The sequence below is a fragment of the Paucihalobacter ruber genome (assembly GCF_006494535.1).
Classification (GTDB): Bacteria; Bacteroidota; Bacteroidia; order Flavobacteriales; family Flavobacteriaceae; genus Paucihalobacter; species Paucihalobacter ruber.
The window spans coordinates 122,986-141,787 of record NZ_VHIQ01000004.1 but is presented as its reverse complement, the minus strand read 5'-3'; the positions used below and the strand labels follow the sequence as shown (position 1 = coordinate 141,787).

General features: G+C 37.4%; 9 protein-coding genes. 1 reads left to right on the top strand and 8 read right to left on the bottom strand.

All coding sequences use genetic code 11. The features are described from left to right. Nucleotides 1-118: 118 nt before the first annotated feature. Entirely contained in the window at nucleotides 119-589 is a 471-nt protein-coding gene (locus FJ651_RS09380; protein ID WP_140990257.1) for a DUF6428 family protein, read from the bottom strand. A 210-nt stretch (nucleotides 590-799) separates the two neighbouring features. On the opposite strand from FJ651_RS09380, the gene FJ651_RS09375 reads away from it, so the two are divergent. Next, nucleotides 800-1,003 carry a dodecin family protein gene (locus FJ651_RS09375; protein WP_140990256.1) on the top strand — a complete coding sequence of 68 codons (204 nt, stop codon included), beginning with the start codon at nucleotides 800-802 and terminating at the stop codon, nucleotides 1,001-1,003. Between the two features lie 145 nt (nucleotides 1,004-1,148). On the opposite strand, the gene FJ651_RS09370 is transcribed toward FJ651_RS09375, so the two are convergent. The 7 genes from FJ651_RS09370 to FJ651_RS09340 all read right to left on the bottom strand — a co-directional run bounded on the left by FJ651_RS09370 (nucleotide 1,149) and on the right by FJ651_RS09340 (nucleotide 18,732). Next, nucleotides 1,149-2,126 carry a PorP/SprF family type IX secretion system membrane protein gene (locus tag FJ651_RS09370; RefSeq protein WP_140990255.1) on the bottom strand — a complete coding sequence of 326 codons (978 nt, stop codon included), beginning with the start codon at nucleotides 2,124-2,126 and terminating at the stop codon, nucleotides 1,149-1,151. Between the two features lie 36 nt (nucleotides 2,127-2,162). After that, nucleotides 2,163-11,834, bottom strand: a complete 9,672-nt coding sequence (locus FJ651_RS09365; RefSeq protein ID WP_140990254.1) for a T9SS type B sorting domain-containing protein — start codon at nucleotides 11,832-11,834, stop codon at nucleotides 2,163-2,165. Nucleotides 11,835-11,909: 75 nt separating this feature from the next. Then, nucleotides 11,910-14,366 carry a PorP/SprF family type IX secretion system membrane protein gene (locus FJ651_RS09360; protein WP_140990253.1) on the bottom strand — a complete coding sequence of 819 codons (2,457 nt, stop codon included), beginning with the start codon at nucleotides 14,364-14,366 and terminating at the stop codon, nucleotides 11,910-11,912. A gap of 1 nt (nucleotide 14,367) precedes the next feature. Further along, the gene (locus FJ651_RS09355) at nucleotides 14,368-15,831 is read right to left on the bottom strand and encodes a T9SS type B sorting domain-containing protein (protein WP_140990252.1); all 1,464 of its coding nucleotides are present in this window, start codon (nucleotides 15,829-15,831) and stop codon (nucleotides 14,368-14,370) included. A 125-nt stretch (nucleotides 15,832-15,956) separates the two neighbouring features. Further along, nucleotides 15,957-17,261, bottom strand: coding sequence for a hypothetical protein (locus tag FJ651_RS09350; protein WP_140990251.1), 1,305 nt, complete (start codon nucleotides 17,259-17,261; stop codon nucleotides 15,957-15,959). Nucleotides 17,262-17,517: 256 nt separating this feature from the next. Then, on the bottom strand, nucleotides 17,518-17,961 hold the full coding sequence (locus tag FJ651_RS09345) for a hypothetical protein (protein WP_140990250.1): 444 nt from the start codon (nucleotides 17,959-17,961) through the stop codon (nucleotides 17,518-17,520). A 198-nt stretch (nucleotides 17,962-18,159) separates the two neighbouring features. After that, entirely contained in the window at nucleotides 18,160-18,732 is a 573-nt protein-coding gene (locus FJ651_RS09340) for a SanA/YdcF family protein (protein ID WP_140990249.1), read from the bottom strand. Between the last annotated feature and the right edge of the window lie 70 nt (nucleotides 18,733-18,802).

Here is an 18,802-nt window from a genome sequence, read left to right as displayed (position 1 = left end):
GAAGCCTGCAATTTTTTTATAAAATTACGGAAAAAGGAACAAATAGTTCTTGAAAGAAACTAATTGTACTACTTTGTTATTAATACTAGCTGAAAGAAAAAAATTGGTCTTACAAAAACTAACAACAACCTGATTCAGGCGCGCAGCAAGATGCAGCTGATGGTTTTTCACCAATTCGCACTTTCAATTTTTCAGTAGGAATACCACAGTTATCCTTTGCCAGACAATCGGTCATTTTAGTAGTTAACAAAAAGTTTTGACCATTAAAATCTAAACCGAATTTTCCAATAGTTTGAGCTTGGTATTCTACTTCAATTTCAGTATTGGGCAAATTGAGGATACGTTCAGACAATTCAATAATACTTAATAATTTTTCAGGATGTAAACGGTGGTCGTAATCGTTGGCTTCCCATAACTGAAAGTTAACAACGGTTTCGCTTCTAACAGTACCGCCGCAGTCAATAAAATCTTTTTGAACCTTGCCAACTTCTGTAACGTGAAAATGACTTGGTACCAGACTACCATCGGGTAATTGAAATGCGATGGTATTTAATTGTTTTAAATGGCTTTTTATTTCGGAGAGCTTCATATAATTTGTTTTGAAAAGGAATTCGTATGGATTTTGATTAATGTGATTTTTTCACAATCACACTCATAATATATTTATATTGCAATATTACGATGAATACTCCGATTTTCCAAAATTCATTTAATTAAAATACATCAATAAAAGTCTAACTATTTGTTTTTGAGCAATAATTTGCGTAACTTAAGACATATTAACTTAAATCTAAAAATTATGGCCATTTTAAAAGTAATTGAAATTTTAGCGAATTCTAAAATTAGTTGGGAAGATGCTACAAAAAATGCTGTTTCGCACGCATCAAAAACCGTAAAAAACATTGCCTCGGTATATGTTAAAGAACAAAGTGCTGTGGTTGAAAACGGAGAAGTTGCTGAGTTTAGAGTGAATGTAAAAATCACATTTAGTGTAAATAATTAATTCATTGATCGCTTAAAAAGTATAAAGCCCTGAGAGAAATTTCAGGGCTTTTTTATGAACATAGTTATACAAATAAGTTTCATTCAATACTGAATCGGTTATTTAGAATCTATCATATTGCAAAATATTCTGGGCTTTAATAATCTTAAAACTTATTAATCTTACTCTTCGTACAAGGACAATCACTAATACCTTGTAAGAAATCAAGTCCGATGGTTATCATATGCGTTCCCGAATTATAGCCAATTAAATCGTTAGTAGTGATTTGGTATGAATAAGCAAAATACATTTTAGATTTCATGATTCCCGCCATTGGACCAACGTTTAAAGGTTTAAAGAACTGGTCGTTCAAAAAACGGTACGATAGTCCTACCCAATAGTAATCGTCGCCTCTGGTATACTTTCTATATTTAAAATTAACATCTGTTGCCGATCTACCATCACTTCCCAAGAGCTGAAAAAACACAGAAGGTTCATATTCAATATTCTTATTTTGCACATCGCGCATTACCAAACCTGTGTACACCTGATAATTACTGAGTACATTAGGTTCGAGGCCGTTAAAATTATCAATGTCTTTTGGAAGAATGTTATTGGCATTAAAACTGAAGAAGAAATCCTTATATCTATACAAAAAGCCCAAATCGAAGTTATGATTGTTGATGGCTCTGTCATCGGTTACAGCCGGATCTAAGATGGGCATCTCGGGAGTAGGCTGAAAGTTATTAATATCAATTTTAAACGAGTTGATATTATACGATAAACCAAAAGACAAAAATTGTTTGGTGTAATAATGCAAAACGATATGATGCGCAAAAGAAAATTTTGCCCCTTTTTGGAGTGTATTACCATTTTTATCATTGTAAGCCGATATACCAACTCCAGATCGATTTGAGATCCTCGCATCTATGTAAAAGGATTGATTATCTGGGGCATCCTTGATGCCTACCCATTGCGTTAAGCCATTAATTCTCACCCTTAGGTTATCGCCTATACCTGCGTATGTAGGAGAAATTACAAACTCGTTATCTGCCAAATATTGTGTCCAGGTTGGCAAATTCAATTCTTGTCCGTAGGTAGATGCCACTGCTGCTATTAGTATATATTTGAGGAATTTTTTCATAATTGTAGGTTTTTCTATTAACTAATGGCTTAATAATTATCTGTAAAGTGTAAAATGACCAACATAATCGCGATCGTTGGTGACACTATTGAGTCTAACAACATACCAGTAATCACCGGTTGGAAGTTCTTGATTGTTATATCTTCCATCCCAATATTGACCAACCCTATAGGTGCCAACCTTACGGCCGTATCTATCAAAAATGTCGAATTCCAAATTTGGATAATTTTGTGCACATCCGGGTGCCCAACCATCGTTAACGCCATCACCATTAGGCGTGAAGTAATTTGGAATACAGATATCTATAAATTCCATAAAGATATTTGCCGATGCCGAACAGCCGCTACCATCTGTAACAACTACAGTATAGTTTCCGGTTTCCCATATAATAAAGGTATTGGTATCGTACTCAACACCGTTTAAAGTGTATTGGTAATCGCCTGTACCACCGGTTGCTACTGCAACAAATTCGTTTAGACCAGTCTCATTTAAAGCTAAAACTAGAGGCTCATAAGGCAAAATCTCGAAGAATTCGGTTGTTTGGATACAGCCATTGGTATGTCTCACCTCTATATAATAGTCTTTTCCTACGGGTATATTAGTAAATACATTGCTTAGTTGATATGCGCCACCATTTAACGAATAGTCTAAATCTGAAAGATCTACATTGCCTTCTACAGTAACTGTAACCACATTTTCTGTGAGGTCATTAACACATATATTTTCAACTGTTAATAATGGCGTAAAGCTTACCGATTCAGGGAAAGTGATATTCCACTCCGATTCGCAACCTTCACTGTCTCTTACATAAACAACGTGATCTCCACCACCCAGACCAACAAAATCAAATTGTGTTTGTGTGGCAGTTCCAACAGTATAAACGCCGTCATAATTATCTAAACTTACACTGTATGGCAAAGTACCTCCTGAAATTTCAATACTGAATTCTCCATTTGCATCACCTTCACAGACTTCAGGGAAAAGTGAACCGGCAACTATATTAACGATTATTGGGTCTGGTTCGGTAACGGTGAAGTTAAATGTTAAGAAACAACCTAACTGATCCTGAACGATCACATCATAGTTACCAGGTGCCAAGTTTTCAAAAACGTTGGTATCAAAAAACTGATTCATTTGAGGTGATATGGCATACTGAATAGTACCTGTACCACCTGTTGTGATGATTTCGATAAATCCGTCATTACCACCAAAACAAGTCACATCGTTGACGTTAAACGTAGCTTCTAACGGAGCCGATGGTTGAGATATACTTACCGCTTGTGAAACCACATCACAGTCGCCACTTTCAACAATCACAACATAATCGCCGGCTACTAGTTCTGTAAACACACCAGGACTATTTTGAGTTGCAGGAATGGTGTTACCCATATTATCTTCAAGGGTGTAAACATAATTCCCCAAACCACCTTGAGCCGTGGCAGTGATACTTCCTGTATTATCGCCAAAACAGTTAATATTTGGATTGGTAGAGGTTAAATTAAGCGTTAGAGCAGGAAGCGGATCAATCGTGATTTCGTTTGAAACAGTTGCGATACAACCGTTGGCGTCTCTTACATAAAATTCATAACTACCAACAGTAACCGGGAAGGTTACAGACGATGAAAAAGAACCTAGTACAGTTGTAAAACTACTATTGCTACTGTACTCATAAGCACCTGTACCGCCAGTTGCACTTAACGTAAGTGTTGATTCGGTGTCGCAGGTTTGGGTTGAAGATACCACCAAATTGGCATTGATAGGCGTAGGCTCTGCAATAACGATATTCAGAGACGTGAATTCACAATTCAACCCATCTGTAATTGTTATGGTGTAAGTTCCTGCGGCCAAATTGTTAAACACCGGCGACGTTTGCGGACCAGAGGAACTCGGTGTTGGTAAAATAGTGTTGAGCGTATAGCTGTAATTAACACCTTGACCTCCCGAAACTGTACTAACTGTAATACTTGCATTTTGATCACCAAAACAAGATAGTAAAGTTGTGCTAGGCGTGAACGTAGCTGTAATTGGGCTTGGTTCCACTAAAACAATGTTTTCAGATACGATACAACCAGCAGCATCGATGGCGTTGACTGTATAATTTCCGGCCGATAAACCTGTAAAAGTGCCATTTGTTGAATATGCTACAGTGGCACTTCCGGTAAGTTCGTATTGGTAATCTCCAAAACCGCCACTGCCAATAGATGTGATGGTTCCTGAGTTATTATCGCAAGTAACATTAGACGTTTCTGAAACCATTAGTGTTAAAGGTGTTGGTGGCGAAACAATGGTTACAACATTTGATGTTGCTGCACAGAACGGACTGTCGGTAGCTGTAACTTCTACAGTGTAATTTCCTGCAGATAATCCGTTTATTGCTATAGGATTAGTTGTTGTATTGGCTGGGGTTGTTCCTATAACGGTATTACCTAATCCGTCAAAGACTTGGTAAGTATAATTTCCGTTGTAGTTGTTTACCGTGATTTCTAAAGCACCATTGGTGTCTCCAAAACAGGTAATACCTGAAGTGGCCGTAGCTGTAACGTCAATTAAATCGAATGGCGCAATGGTTACTGGTGTGGTTGCTATAAAACATCCGGTGCCTATATCGTTCACCTGGAAGAAATAAGTTCCCGGACTGGTAATGCTAAAAATATTTGAGGCTTGTGGTGTGCCACTCGGCAACATCTCATAAGTAAAATTACCCGAACCACCGGTAACGATAATTTCAACACTACCTGTATTATTACAATCTATAGGTGTTACTATATTAGCAACAGCTGCTGTTAATTCCTCAAGAGGATTAATAATAACATTGTTATTTGCAATACAACCGTTAGCATCTTGCACATAAATCGTAATGTTTTGAACACTGCCGTTGTCAATAATTTCAAATGTGTTGGTAGTGAAATAATTTACACCGTTGATACTGTATAAAAATGGTGCCGTACCTCCTACTTCGTTAATTGTAATTATAGAAGTATTAACAGAATTGTCGATAGCACAAGCAAAATCTGTTGCAGTACCTGCAACTTCTAAAAGCGTGGGTTCTCCAATTGTAACATCTTGTACAGCCACACAATCTCTTCCTGAAGTTACCTGAACGGTATAAGTACCGGCCGGTAATCCTGAGAAAGTATTTGAAGTTTGCGCAGGAATACTGATGGGTGCAATAATTTCATAAGTGTATACCGGATTATCATTACTCGCCGGTAAATTAACAGTGATTAAACCATCTGTGCCACCGTTACAACTTACATCGTTTACCGATGTTGTAAATGTTACAGGAGTTGCATTGTCTAAAGTAACCGACACATCTTCTGTGCACAAGGTAACAGTATCGGTCATGGTTATGGTATATGTTCCAGAAGGTACGCCTGTAAACACATTGCCGGTGATTGTAATTGATGGAGCACTTGGACTAATAGCATACGTATAGTTTCCGCTACCTCCATTGCCCGTAACTGTGATCACACCATCATCATCGGTACAGCTTGGTAAAGCTGTAATGGCAGGTGTTAATCCTAATGGCGCTTCAATATCGATGTTTACAATATCGCTACAGCCATTGACATCTCTTACCTCAATAGTATAACTGCCAGAGTTTAAATTAAATATTGTGAAAGGTAATGTTTGTGCTTGAAAAGCACTGCCATTAATACTGTAGCTATAAGGTGCAATGCCTGCCGAAGTTAAGGCCACATCAATCTCAAAAGAACCTTCGGTTGCCGTACAATCGTTGGTAACTGTTGCCGAAATAGAAGGCGAAGGATCTAATGGTAAAATAGTTTCAGAAGAGGATACAATACACCCAAAAGCATCCAGCACATGAATGTAATAATTTCCGGCATCTAAGTTGAAAGTACTAGTAGAACCCCAAGAAGTATCTGATGCCAATGGAGCCGTAGGATTAGTTGTTACTTGATACAAATATGGAGCCGTTCCATTTTGACCAATGGCACTAATTACTCCAGAAGCAACATTACAATTGGCATTTTGATCAATTGATACCGATAAATTTAAAGGAATGGCAGATTCGGTGATGTTAAAAGGAACCGTTACAACACTACAACCCGCATTAGGTCCTGAAGTTTCACTGATAAGAACATAATAATTCCCGAAAGGCAACGGACCTAAATTTGATACCGTTAACGAACCGTTTGCAGGAACAACCCCTGTTCCGCTTACACCTGTTGAAGATAATGATAATGAATCAAAAATTTCATAACTGATATTAGTAGCAGAAGCATAAAGGCTATTGACATTAAAAGTTACGTTACCGTCGGCACTGCCTGTACATGTAACATTATTTGCCGAAACAGCTGTTGCGGTTAAAGTTGAATTTGTTGGAATTGGCGTAGTTGCAGGTTCGAAATAACTACAAAGCGTTGAGGCATCATATACTATAAATGTATACAGAACACCAGGTGTTAAATTTGTAAATGTAGCTGATTGGCTTCCGGGTGCGTCCTCAGGAATCCATGAACCGGCAGGATCTGGATACACCGAAATTGGACCTTGATAAATACTAAAGAAAAACGGTCCGGTACTGGCTAATGTTGAACCAACGCTCACCACCGCTGTACCACCAGTGGCGCAATCAACCGAAGTATCGATAACAATATCTAAATCGTCTGGCGGTGAAGCTACCAAAACATCTTGTATTAATACAGAACAACCATTAGAATCGACTACATTAATTTGATACAATCCAAAATCAACCACATCAAAACTAACCGAAGTAGATCCGGTGGCATTTAATTCTGAATTATTATAACCATTGGTTCCTGTTACAAAATAGTTATATGGGGCAGTACCACCTGATACACTATTTATAATAATTGATCCTTGAGAAATTCCGCCGGTGGTACAAGTAATTGGAACGGCATCATAATCAAGAACAATGGCATCGGGCTCAGAAATGGTAATGGTTTCTGTAGCTGTACATGATCTGGCATCGGTAATAGTGATGGTATAAGTTCCTGAAGGTAACCCTGAGGTTTGTGTGCCATAATTTACTCCGGTTGTGTCGTTATTAACGTTTATAATAAACGGCGCAGTCCCAGAAGCTGTATCAATGTTTATTTGAATAGATGCATTCGAGTCGCCATTACAAAGAATAGGCTGTGTTTGCAGAACTGCATTGATCGCAGGAGGCGTTATTGGGTTAATGGTGGTTGTATTTGTAAGTATCGTACATCCCTGCGCATCGGTAATTTCAAATTGAAAAGTACCGGCTACTCCTGTGGTGTAGCTGAAGTTTGCACCTGTGGTTCCTAAGGAAGTGAAAGCACCTCCATTGACAGATACCGCATAATTAAAAGGTGCGTAACCACCAGAGATAGTTCCAGAAATAACAGCGTCTGGTGTAGCTGTACAATCAAGATCTTCGGTTAACAATGTACTAACCGATAATTGTGGCGCAATGGTTTCAGAGGATAAAGTCACTGTACATCCAAAGGCATCTCTTACCGTAACAGTGTAGATACCAGGCGTTAAATTATTAAAAATATTACCCGTTTGATAAGCACTGCCATTTAAACTGTATTCAAAAGGTGCTTCGCCTGATGTCACCGTTACTTCTATACTGGCACCATTAGAATTGTCGTAACAAAAGTCTGATGTGCTGCTAATTGAAGCAACCGGCGTACTTGGCGTAAGTAAATCAAAGTTATCTGTAGCGATACAGCCGTTTGAATCGGTTACAGTAACAATGTAGGTACCATCTTGATTTAAACCTGTAAATGTATTGTTGCTTTGATTTGGTAATACGGTGCCGTCAGGTAAAGTTAAACTGAATACATTTCCGCCCCAACCACCGGTAGCTGTTATAATCACACTACCATCTTGCAGACAGGTAATTGGGCTTACATCTGTAGAAATTAACAATTCTGCAGAAGCTTGATTAATGGTTACTGAAGTTGTGGCTTCACAATTGGTAGTATTATCGATTACTACAATGTTGTATGTACCCGCAGATAGACCCGTCAATACTACAGGAGAAGTACCTGCTGTTGTTGCACCGCCATTAATTGTATATGTGAAATCGGAGGTGCCTGAAACTGTAAATTGTGCGCTTCCGTCGGCGGCTCCAAAACAAGAAATATCATTTAAACTTTCACCAACCACCGATATGGCATCTAATGACGTAATGGTAAAAGATTCACTATAAATACAATTATTAGCATCTCTTACCTGAAAAGTGTAGGTTCCCGGAGCTAAATCAGCAAACACATTAGAGGTTTGGTATCCGGTTGCAGCACCTGAAGGAGCAATAATTTGATATTCTAATGGTGTTACGCCACCTGTGACATTAGTAATGGTAACCGTTGATAAATTTGACGGACAAGTTAATGCCGTGCTATCGAAATCTAAATCGGTTGGCGGATTTAAACTTTCGATGGTAATGGTATTTATATTTTCTGAACAACCACTTGAATCCTGAACTGTTACAGTATAGATACCATTTTGTAAACCTGAAAATGTATTTCCTGTTTGAAAATTAACACCATCAATACTATAAGTGTAAGGAGCAGTACCACCTGAGACATCTGTAACAGTAATGGTTCCATCAGAAGTACAAGTATAGGGAGCTGTTAAAGTAGCTGTCCCTAAAATAGGATCTTCGGAAGATATGGTTATGTTTTGAGGATTGGTTAAACAAACCGATGAACCAAAGCTGTACTGAACCACTACCTCATAATCACCTGCTGAAAGACCTGTAAACACTGAAGATCCCGAAAAAGTAGTACCACCATCAATGCTATATTGTAAAGTGTTGCCGTTGGCATTGTTCACATTAACAGAAATGGTTCCTGAATTAGGATCTGTACAAAGAATATCGGAAGAAGCAACACTAAAATCGGGCTGCGGAATAGCGTCAACAGTAATAGTAGTATTGGCCACACAGTTATTAGAATCAATCACCATAATATTGTAAACTCCAGGAGCAGTCACTTCAATTTCAGGTACTGTTTGAAAATCGGTTGTACTATTTACGAAGTAAAAATAAGGTGCAGTTCCACCCACCGGGTAAACGGTTATTTCACCATTCGTACAGGTTAGCGGCGCGGTTAAAGCTGCGGTTACCGTGAGTAACGGCGGTTCAACAATTTCAATTTCTTCTGAATAGACGCAACCGTCTTCAGTTTCAATAGTTGCTGTATAAGTGCCTGTGTTAAGATTGGCGAAGGTATAGGTGTTTTCAGTTATGGGTCCAACACTATTTACAAGTGTTCCACCTTGAAAAAGTGAAAAGAAATACTGGGGTTCTACATCATTTGCAGCTAAATAAATACTTCCTAAATCACCATTACAAAGTGGTTGTTCTACTACAGTTGAAACATTGAAATTGCGTTCTCTAATCTGAATATCTGGTGCTGAAAAAATACATGGATTGGTGTCAACCCCTACTTGTCTTATGCTAACAGAATAAATTCCGGGAGTATTAACCGAAAAAACATTGCTTGACTGGTAATTAACGCCATCTAAGCTATACTCGTATCCCGAAGGCACATCACCAACCGTGATGCTACCTGGCGTAGTACATACTATATCTGTTGCCTCGACGGTGGGATTTAAAAGATTCTGATAAACATTAAAATAGAATCTGTTAAAGCAACCACCGGCATAATTGATGGTTAACCTAAATTGTCCGGCAGAATTTGCATTAAAATTGGGTCCGGTACCTACTTGATTCCAAGCACAATCAGTACTTTCATTAGCACAATCTTGATTTGAAACTGCATCACAACTAGATTCGTCTAATTGTTCCCAAATAATTGAGGAAACTCCAGAAATATTAGTTTGAATTTCGGTTGAATCATTTTCACCGCATAAGAAAATAAGCGGTAAAAGTTTACCATCATTTGGACAAGTTACCACTTCATCAGCGAATGGAATTACCGGATTAGGAATATCACCACCAAAAAGTGTTACATTAAATTGTTGAACTATGGACTGACAAGGTGCAGTAGCAGTATTAAATACGTAATATGTTCCGGTTGAAGAAACTGTGATGGTTTGGTTATTTCCAATAACAGGAGTTCCCGTTGGACTGGTAGACCACGAATAAGCATCGTAGCCGTTAGCCGCTGTTAAATCTACAGTTGCACCACAAAGAATAATTTCTTCTTCAAACACGCAATCGTCTAAATCTGCCAAAAAGTTGGTGGCTTGAGGTGAGATTAAACAACCTGTATTTGTGCTAAAACTAGGGTCATCAGTTACTGTAAAATTAGGATTAAAAAAACCATTATAGGTAGCAAACGCTTGGTTATTAATAATATTGGAACATGCATCGGCCAATTGATTACAAGTTTCAACGGTCATAACCTCAATTCTAATTTCGTAAACCGGATCATTTTCTTCAACGAGGTAATCTTCTATATCAAAAACGAGTTCTCGTGTGGCAGGATTATAGCTCGAAACGGTTACACCCGGCGGTAGAACCAAATCTTCAGGATAATTAAAAATAATATTAATAGGCAGAATATCTCTAATCTGAAAATTGGTAGCGTTATCATTTCCGGTGTTTTGAAAACCGATGACATAATTTAGAGGTTGAGACAATCCTACTACTTGTCCACCAATATCGTTTCCAAATTCATCCTCAACAATTTTTGTAAGGACAATATTAGGCTCAATAATTTCAACAGCAAATGCAAAGAAATACTGGAAATAGGTATCCTGACTGGTTTCTAACCTCACAGTCGCCGAGGTAGCATCGTTTGCGATGACCGTATTTCCCGGGTTGGGAACAACCATGACACCGGTATCAAAACCCAAAGTGTTGGCGCTATTAGGGTTTCGATTAAGCACAGGCAAGGCACTTAATTGGGTAACTGTACTGTTAAAAAAATTGTTTGCAGGTCTGTCGGCAGTTGACAGCGTTACGCCATTAAGTCGGAGTCTGTCACCTTGAATTGGCGCATCACCTTCTAAAGTTGCAAATGCAAAGTTAGCTCTAACCGGTGTTGGTGCAGGTACTGTTCTAAATCCGGTGATAGGAATATCGAGCGTTGGGTTACCACCAGCTACGCTAATAGCACTAAAACCATCAAAACTTGTAATGGATTTACCAGGTAATGTAGGATCTTCATAAACAACAAAAAGTGACCAACCGGCAGAATAACCCGTTCCGTTGTACGGATCAAAAGTTGAAGTCTGACCCGTAGCACTAGAAACGTTAGCCACTGTATAGGTACCCAAATCATTGGGCAAACTTGTAACTATATCTGTTACATCAGCATAACAAGCGTAAGAAAAACTGTTTCCACCATCAACACTATTGCCATTTGCATCAAAAATAATAGTTCCCGTAATATCAACATAATCACCTGTAGGTCCTCTAAATTTTACATCTGTAATCGGTTCATCTCCACCTGTAACTGCTCCCCAATAAAGTCCGGCATATTTAATTTGATAACAATTTGGATTAGGTATTTCTAAATCTGCACTAGAAGAACTAAATGTACTTGGGTCGCCGTCAATGTCAATGTACTGCATATCTACCAAATGATTAAATACGGTTACATCATTAAATGCATCATTGTTGGGGCCCAGAATGTTGTTTCCTATTAAAACAATATCACCTCTTATGTCGTCATTAAATCTTGGAGTAAATGGTACGTAGTTTTGAGCAAAAGACTGTAAGCCTATTAATAATAGGCCAAGCTTAAATACAGTTTTTGAATAAGTAGGTTTTTTCATGGCTTCTGTTTTAATTTTGTTTAGATACAAGGGGCATTGTAAATAAACATATGGTGACATTTTTTTTATCTGAACTTAATTTTCTGCTTTAATTATTGAAAGATTTGCCCTATGTGGCTTACCTTCCTTAGATTTTACTGCTTCATTGGCTTCATCAATAGTGCTAAATTTTTGGTGATATATATAATATTTACTGGTATTAACATCATAGAAAAAGTTGATGTCTTTTTCACCTGAGGCTACGGCTTTGGTTAAGAAGTCGTCTCGTTTTGCTACATCTGTATGTACCGCAAGTATCACATAAAAACCGGGATTTACATTTTCAACATTTTTCAAAATTTGAATGCTACCACTGCGTTCTTCTCCAAAATCAAAATCTGCTTCTTTTAATGGCGTGGAGGTCGGTGTCGTGTTTTGTTTGATACGCTCTAATGTGGCTTTATCCTGCTCAAATCTATCTTTTTCACTATTAAATGCAGCGCGCTTAATACGTCGTTTTCTCTCAATTTCTGTTGCTACATTTATACTTTCTAAATTGGCTTGTAAAGCAGCTTTGGTTTGTACCGTTTTAGTTTGTTCTGCCTTTAACTCCTGAATGGTTTTTTTGTAGTTTAACAATACAGGGTCGTTCACAATGGTAGCAAACCTTACATTATCATCGTAGGTTTCTTCCAATTCCTTTATTTTTTGCTCACGTGATTTAATTACCTTGTCTAAATCTGATTTAATAGCTTCAACAACTTTATTTTCTTCTGATAAACTTTTAAATGGTTTTGGCTGAGTGATGATGCCCTGATCGTTTAAATCATTTTCTTCTTTTAAATCTTTTAAATCTCTGTCTTTTATTTGTATCGCAGCTTGGAATCTCTCTAATAGCACATTAGATTCTTCAGTTAATTTTTCAATGGCATCTACTGAGGCCGATAATTCATCTGTTTTAATGTCGTTTTTGTCTTGAGATTCTTTGGCTTCTGCCTCCTGTGCCAGACGGGCTGCTTCGTCTGCTTTAACTTTGGCTTCTGCTTCAAGTTTGGCTTGAGCTTCTTGTTGCGCTTTGGCCACAGCTTCGGCTTCTGCTCGTTCTTTAGCCTGAGCAGCCAACTTAGCTTGCTCTTCTGCCCGTGCTTTGGCCTCAGCTTGTTCCTTTTCTAAGGATCTGGCTTTTTCTGCTGCCTGAGCTCTTTCAGCATCTCTTTTTGCTTGTTCTTCTGCTGCTTTTTTGGCGTCGGCTTCTGCCTTTTCTTTTGCAGCTGCATCTACTCTCGCTTTCTGAATCAAGTCCGACTTGGCTTTAGCTTCTTCTTTTAATCGCAGCTCGGCTTCTTCTTTAGCTTTTGCTTCGGCTTGTTCTTTAGCTATATTCTCAGCTTCTAATTTGGCCAATTCGTCAGCTTTAGCTTGGGCTATTCTCTCTTTTTCTAATTGTTGTGCTTCTGACTTAGCTTCTGCTTCGGCTTTAGCTTTTGCCTCGGCTTCTTGTTTGGCCTGAGCCACCTTTGCTGCTTGAGCTTCTTTGCTTACTGATGTTTGTGTATTATTTGATCTTTTAGCAACGGGCTTCTTCTTTTTCCCAGCTGTAAAAATTGCAGCTACGTCATCTTCTCTGCTGTAATCGTAATTTTTATAAGTGCTGATTTTATAAGCTAATGTAATTTCGTGCGATGGACCAAAAAAGGCTTGATTATCAAAAGCGTTTTCGTAATTGTATTCAATGGCTATTTGTTTGGTAATGTTCAAACCTATTCCTCCAGAAAAACCAAACATACTATTGTATCCGGCTTGTGCCCATATACCTCTGGGAACCATTAACATGGCCAAACCGGAAATAATGGTTTGGTCTTCTTTAAATTCTGATCTTAATAATCCTTTAAATCTACTGTCTTCAAAAAAACCGTAGCTATCTAAATAGCCGGTATACATTACATGTGCTTGTAAGCTTTGTTCAGGATTGTCTTGAAGCAGTTCTGAATTATTAAAATTGTACACCGCCAGATTGTTTATAGATACACCAATATCTATAAAAGCCAATCCATAGTTAATTCCCGGATTAATGGTCAATAAAAAGTTTGATGGGATATTATTTAGAGATGGATCTGGAAAATTGGTAACAACATTACCACTGTTAAGTCCGCTACTGTAAGCACCAATATTCAGTCCGAATGTTAAATTACTATCGGTATTTAATCTAGCATTATAGGCAAAGTTAGCTACGCCGCCAAATGTGGTGAACACCCCATAATTTTGTTGAAACAACCCAATACCCGCTCCAATATTTTCAGCAAATCGACCCGAGTAACTAAAAATGTTGGTTTCGGGAGCATTTTCAAACTGTACCCATTCGCGTTTGTTAGTGAAACTGATAAATCTGTTTTGCTGTCTTACAAAACTAAAGGTTGGATTCATCAAAAATTGATTAAACGTTAGTGAGTTTCCAACCGGTAAAGCAAGCGCCACTACCCCATCAACTTCTTGAGAGTAGAACATCTGTGCTGAACAGATAAGTAACGTTATGATCAATATTCTAAATTTCATGTTACTTTAAAATGGTAATAGACCCTTTAATTGGGTCTTTATCGGTTGCTCTAATGATATAGTAAAAAACCGGATTGACACTAGAGAATTCTATTCTGTCTTGTGGCCAGTTATTTTGATAATCGTTGGTTTGAAAAACTACTTTACCTCTGTTTGAGAGTATAATAATTTCGGTGTTGGTTCCGCTGGTAAATTCGAGCGGAATTACCCAGGTGTCGTTGATACCATCGCCATTGGGACTTATAATATTTGGTATTTTAGCTACATCGGGGAATTGTTCGATTGGTTGTCTCATTCTGAAAAATAATTCACTTGAAACCAAGCAACCTGCAGTCTGTGAAATAACAAGTCTGTAATCACCGTAGTCTGATGCTACATAAGTATTTGTTGTAGCCCCTGAAATAAGATTATCATTTAAATACCATTTAAATTGCGGATTGGCTGCTGTTGTGCTGGCTACTACAGTTAGGGTCTCACCTTCTTCAAGTGTATTCTCTTCCGGAACATTAAGTTCGCTAGTAAAACCTTCGCTTACAAGCGTAATAGAACCAGAAGCTTGACAACCACCCAAATCAACGGTTACAGAAAAAACTCCGGATTCATCGGTTTGATAGGTTTGACTGGTGGCGTTTGAAATAGCTTCACCATCTTTAAACCACTGGTAGCTATTACCACCAATAGTTGCCAAAGTGGTTGATCCTTGAGTAGGGCAATAAGGATTCCCTAAACTAGAAACAATTGTGGCGTTGGCCTGTCCTGAGAAAACTTCAGTTATGGTTACACGATTCGAAAATGAATTAGAAGTACAGGTGCCGTAGTTGGTTTGAACAAAATATGTTCCCGGCGTGGTTACAGTTAAGCTATTACCCGTTGCTACAAAAACCGATGTTGTAGCACTGGTTTCTCTAAACCAATTAAAGGTAAGTGATGGATAGTTTAGCGGCGAATCGTTATCGCCTGTACCAGGATTGTCGATAGTTAACAAATAACTTCCACCGTTACAAAAAGCGCCGGTGGATACCAGATTGTTGATGGTAAACGGACTATCCTGAACTTTGTAATAGGCAGCAAATGGAACCGAGCCTGAGCTAGTGGCAGCCGGTGCTGTACTTTTAATTCGAATTCTGTAATTTTCGCCGGCTGTATCTTCGGGTAAAGAAAAATTTAAAGTTGCCGGAGAAGTACTAACTGCGCCCTGATTAGAGGTAAAAACAACAGTGGGACTTGCAAAACTACCTGTGGCATCAGACATTTCTATGAGAAATTGATTAGATGCACTAAGTGCACTTTCAGGTGAAAAAACAAAAGTAACATTGTAAGAATTAAATGACGCACTGGCGCATGCCTGACTAAAACCAAGATTTGGTGAGCCAATAACTAATTGAGCGTTTATTTGCCCCGGTATTAAAAGAGCAAAAACCCCTATTAGAAAAGTAAGACTTTTTAAATTAGTAGTTTTATGCATGCTATTTTGATTATAGTTGGGGTTTTGGGTTTACTTCATTTTATTTTTTAAAAAATCGCTAATGGTGTTATTAAGGTCAAACATTCCACTAAGCGCTTATCTAAAAGCCATTCCTTAGTAGTTTATTAATCATCATAATCGTTCGCAGCAATGATTTTATTGATGCGAAGTCTAAAATCCGGATATCTTGAATTGTGAGAATCAATAAAAGTTTCAGAGTCTACACCTTTGGAATAAACATTAGAAAAAGCTCTGTTACCATACCAGTTTTCGAGGTCTTCATTATTAGAATTGTAGGCCGTAAATATATTTCCTTTGCAATTGTTAAAGTACATTTCGGTTAACTTGATTTTCTCTAAACTTTCGGTATTAACTTTAATTCTATCATCTAAAATAACAGCAGGTTTAAAACCTGAAATTACTGATTTTGATATATCTACCGAAGCATCATTAGCTACATAAACAGCCTCTTTTACCAAACCAACGCTGATATCATCTTCCAAATTTTCACTTACGTTAATTAGTGTTAAATTTTCAGCGACAACATAAGTTCCTTTTTTATTGAAATCAACATCTTCTTTTTTATCGTACGAAGCAATATATAAGCATCTCGAGCCATCAGCACCCGAAACATAAGGCGAACGCACAGCTAAGGAGTTGGTTATACTGCATTGTGTTCCGTAATTAAATTCGTAGTCATTACTCTTGGTTCGGAAAGAAATCATTTTATCTAAGTTAAGCTCACCACCGATAATGTCAAACGAGTTACCTTCACTATAGCTTACCATTACATTTTCGATAATTGTTTCGGCTCCAACCCCTGCAAGAGTTAATGCACTAAAGTAACCGTAATCTTTGGTTCTTTTTCCAGCGAATTCAATTCTAACATATCTAAAAATTCCCGAATCACTTTCACTGTTTACACCACCATAATTAATATGTTCAGCCGAAGATGGTCTAAAGCCGTAGTTAATTGAGGCTACGTTTCCAAATTTGTTGATAGGTGCATCACCTAAAATAAAGATGCCACCCCAATCGCCTTCTTTCTTAACACTTCGGTTTGATGTAAAAACAATAGGATCTGTGGCTAAACCGTCAGCAATAATTTTAGCCGATTTGCTAATAATTAAGGAGCCATTAGTGTCATAATCTCCAATAATAACTGTTCCAGGCTCAATGGTTAGTGTTGCACCATCTGTGACAAAAACGCTTCCCAGTAACAAATAGGTATCTCGTTTATAAAGTTTGGTGTCTTTGGTTATACTACCACTTAATATTTGAGTTGGTTTTCCGTGATCGGATTGATTTGGACGAAATTCAGTCCAATTTGTTAGCCAATTATTTGATCCGATGATACCCTTTTCTTGTTGCGCAAATAGGCTACAGGTACATATCAAGAACAAATACAATCCTTTAGTAACATTTTTCATAAGTATTTTATTTATGCTGTTAGTAGATTTGGGTCTATTAATTTCAATGCTTCAAACATAAGTAATAATCCTATGAAATACAAATAAAATCGATAAAATACATATTTTTGTTAATATCGTATATATTTTCTTACATTTTATCAGATCACAACAACTTTCTAAAAAAATTACTCAGAAAATGGCATAAAAAAACCCGAAATCAAAATATTCCGGGCAATCTAAAAATGTTAAAAAGTTGGTAGATTAAAACGCTGTATTAATTAAACTCATTGAAAGTATGAAGCGATTTAAGTGTTTGCTCATAAAACAAAATAGCCGAAATTAGATTTCTCTTATCTGAATATGGCAACACTCTTTTTTGAAAATCGATAGTACTATCAAAATATGTTTTCGAGGCTTGTTTATTTTCTTCTAATGCTTTTCTATTCTCTTTGGTATCGGGGATGCCCAAAGTTGTCATGGTTACACCGGGTTTTGTAGCAAAGGCAATATTAGGTAAAATATTGACTATAACTTCGATACGCTCATTGTACAATTCAAGTAGCTGACCCTTCTGCATTCTGTCAAGTTCTTCTCTATCGTGGTATTTAGCTATAGCTACCTTACCACTGATAATGCTTTGAGGTTCGCCTTTTTGAGCAAAGCTAAGGCCTGTAAAAAGCAAAGAAACTACAAATATGATTGTAAATTTAGTTCTCATAGTTAGATTTTAAGAGGTTCAATATCGCAAATGTATGTAATTTAGCGATAAAAACAAGCGTTTTGTCGATTTTTTTATATTTTCTTGAACATTATCAAGGTTATACAACGATATTTCTCAAAATCAAGAGATGTAAAATCATGATAATGAAAATTATATAAACCAAAAAACATATATTGAAAATTTAATAATTGTGTTTTACAACACAAAAGCCTTGACTTTGGCTAACCACTCTCTGGCATGGGTTCTTTTATCCCGCATGAAGCCTATATCCTCTGCATTTAAGCCCACGGCATTAATCCCCTTTTTTCTGGCAGTGTATACAGCACGCTGGTTATGAAAGCGCTGGGTGACAATGGTTACACTTTTATTAGGATAATTATTAATATAACTTCTTATTGAAAAGTCAGTTTTGAGGCCACTCTTATCTTCAATGATAATGTTTTCAGAAACACCTAGTTCAATCAAGGCTTGTCTCATGCGTTTGGGCTCATTATAATTCGCTTCCCGGTTATCGCCGCTTACAATAATACTATCTACCTTTCCAGCCGAAACAAGAGCTTCGGCGGCCTTAATTCGGGCTTCAAAATAGGGATTTTTACCGCCGCCAATCACATATTTACTAGTGCCTAATACCAAAGCATAGGTGTTTTTAGGAACAGTACTTGTACTGTCAAACAAAAAATCACTTGCCTTAAAATCGATATATATATTAATACCGATAACGGCAATCACCACTAAGATTAAGATTCTAAATAACGTTTTAAACAAGGATTAATTAATTTTAAATAAAGGTAATTATTCATGACAAAACCTGTGTAAATTTAAAGTTTTAAATGTA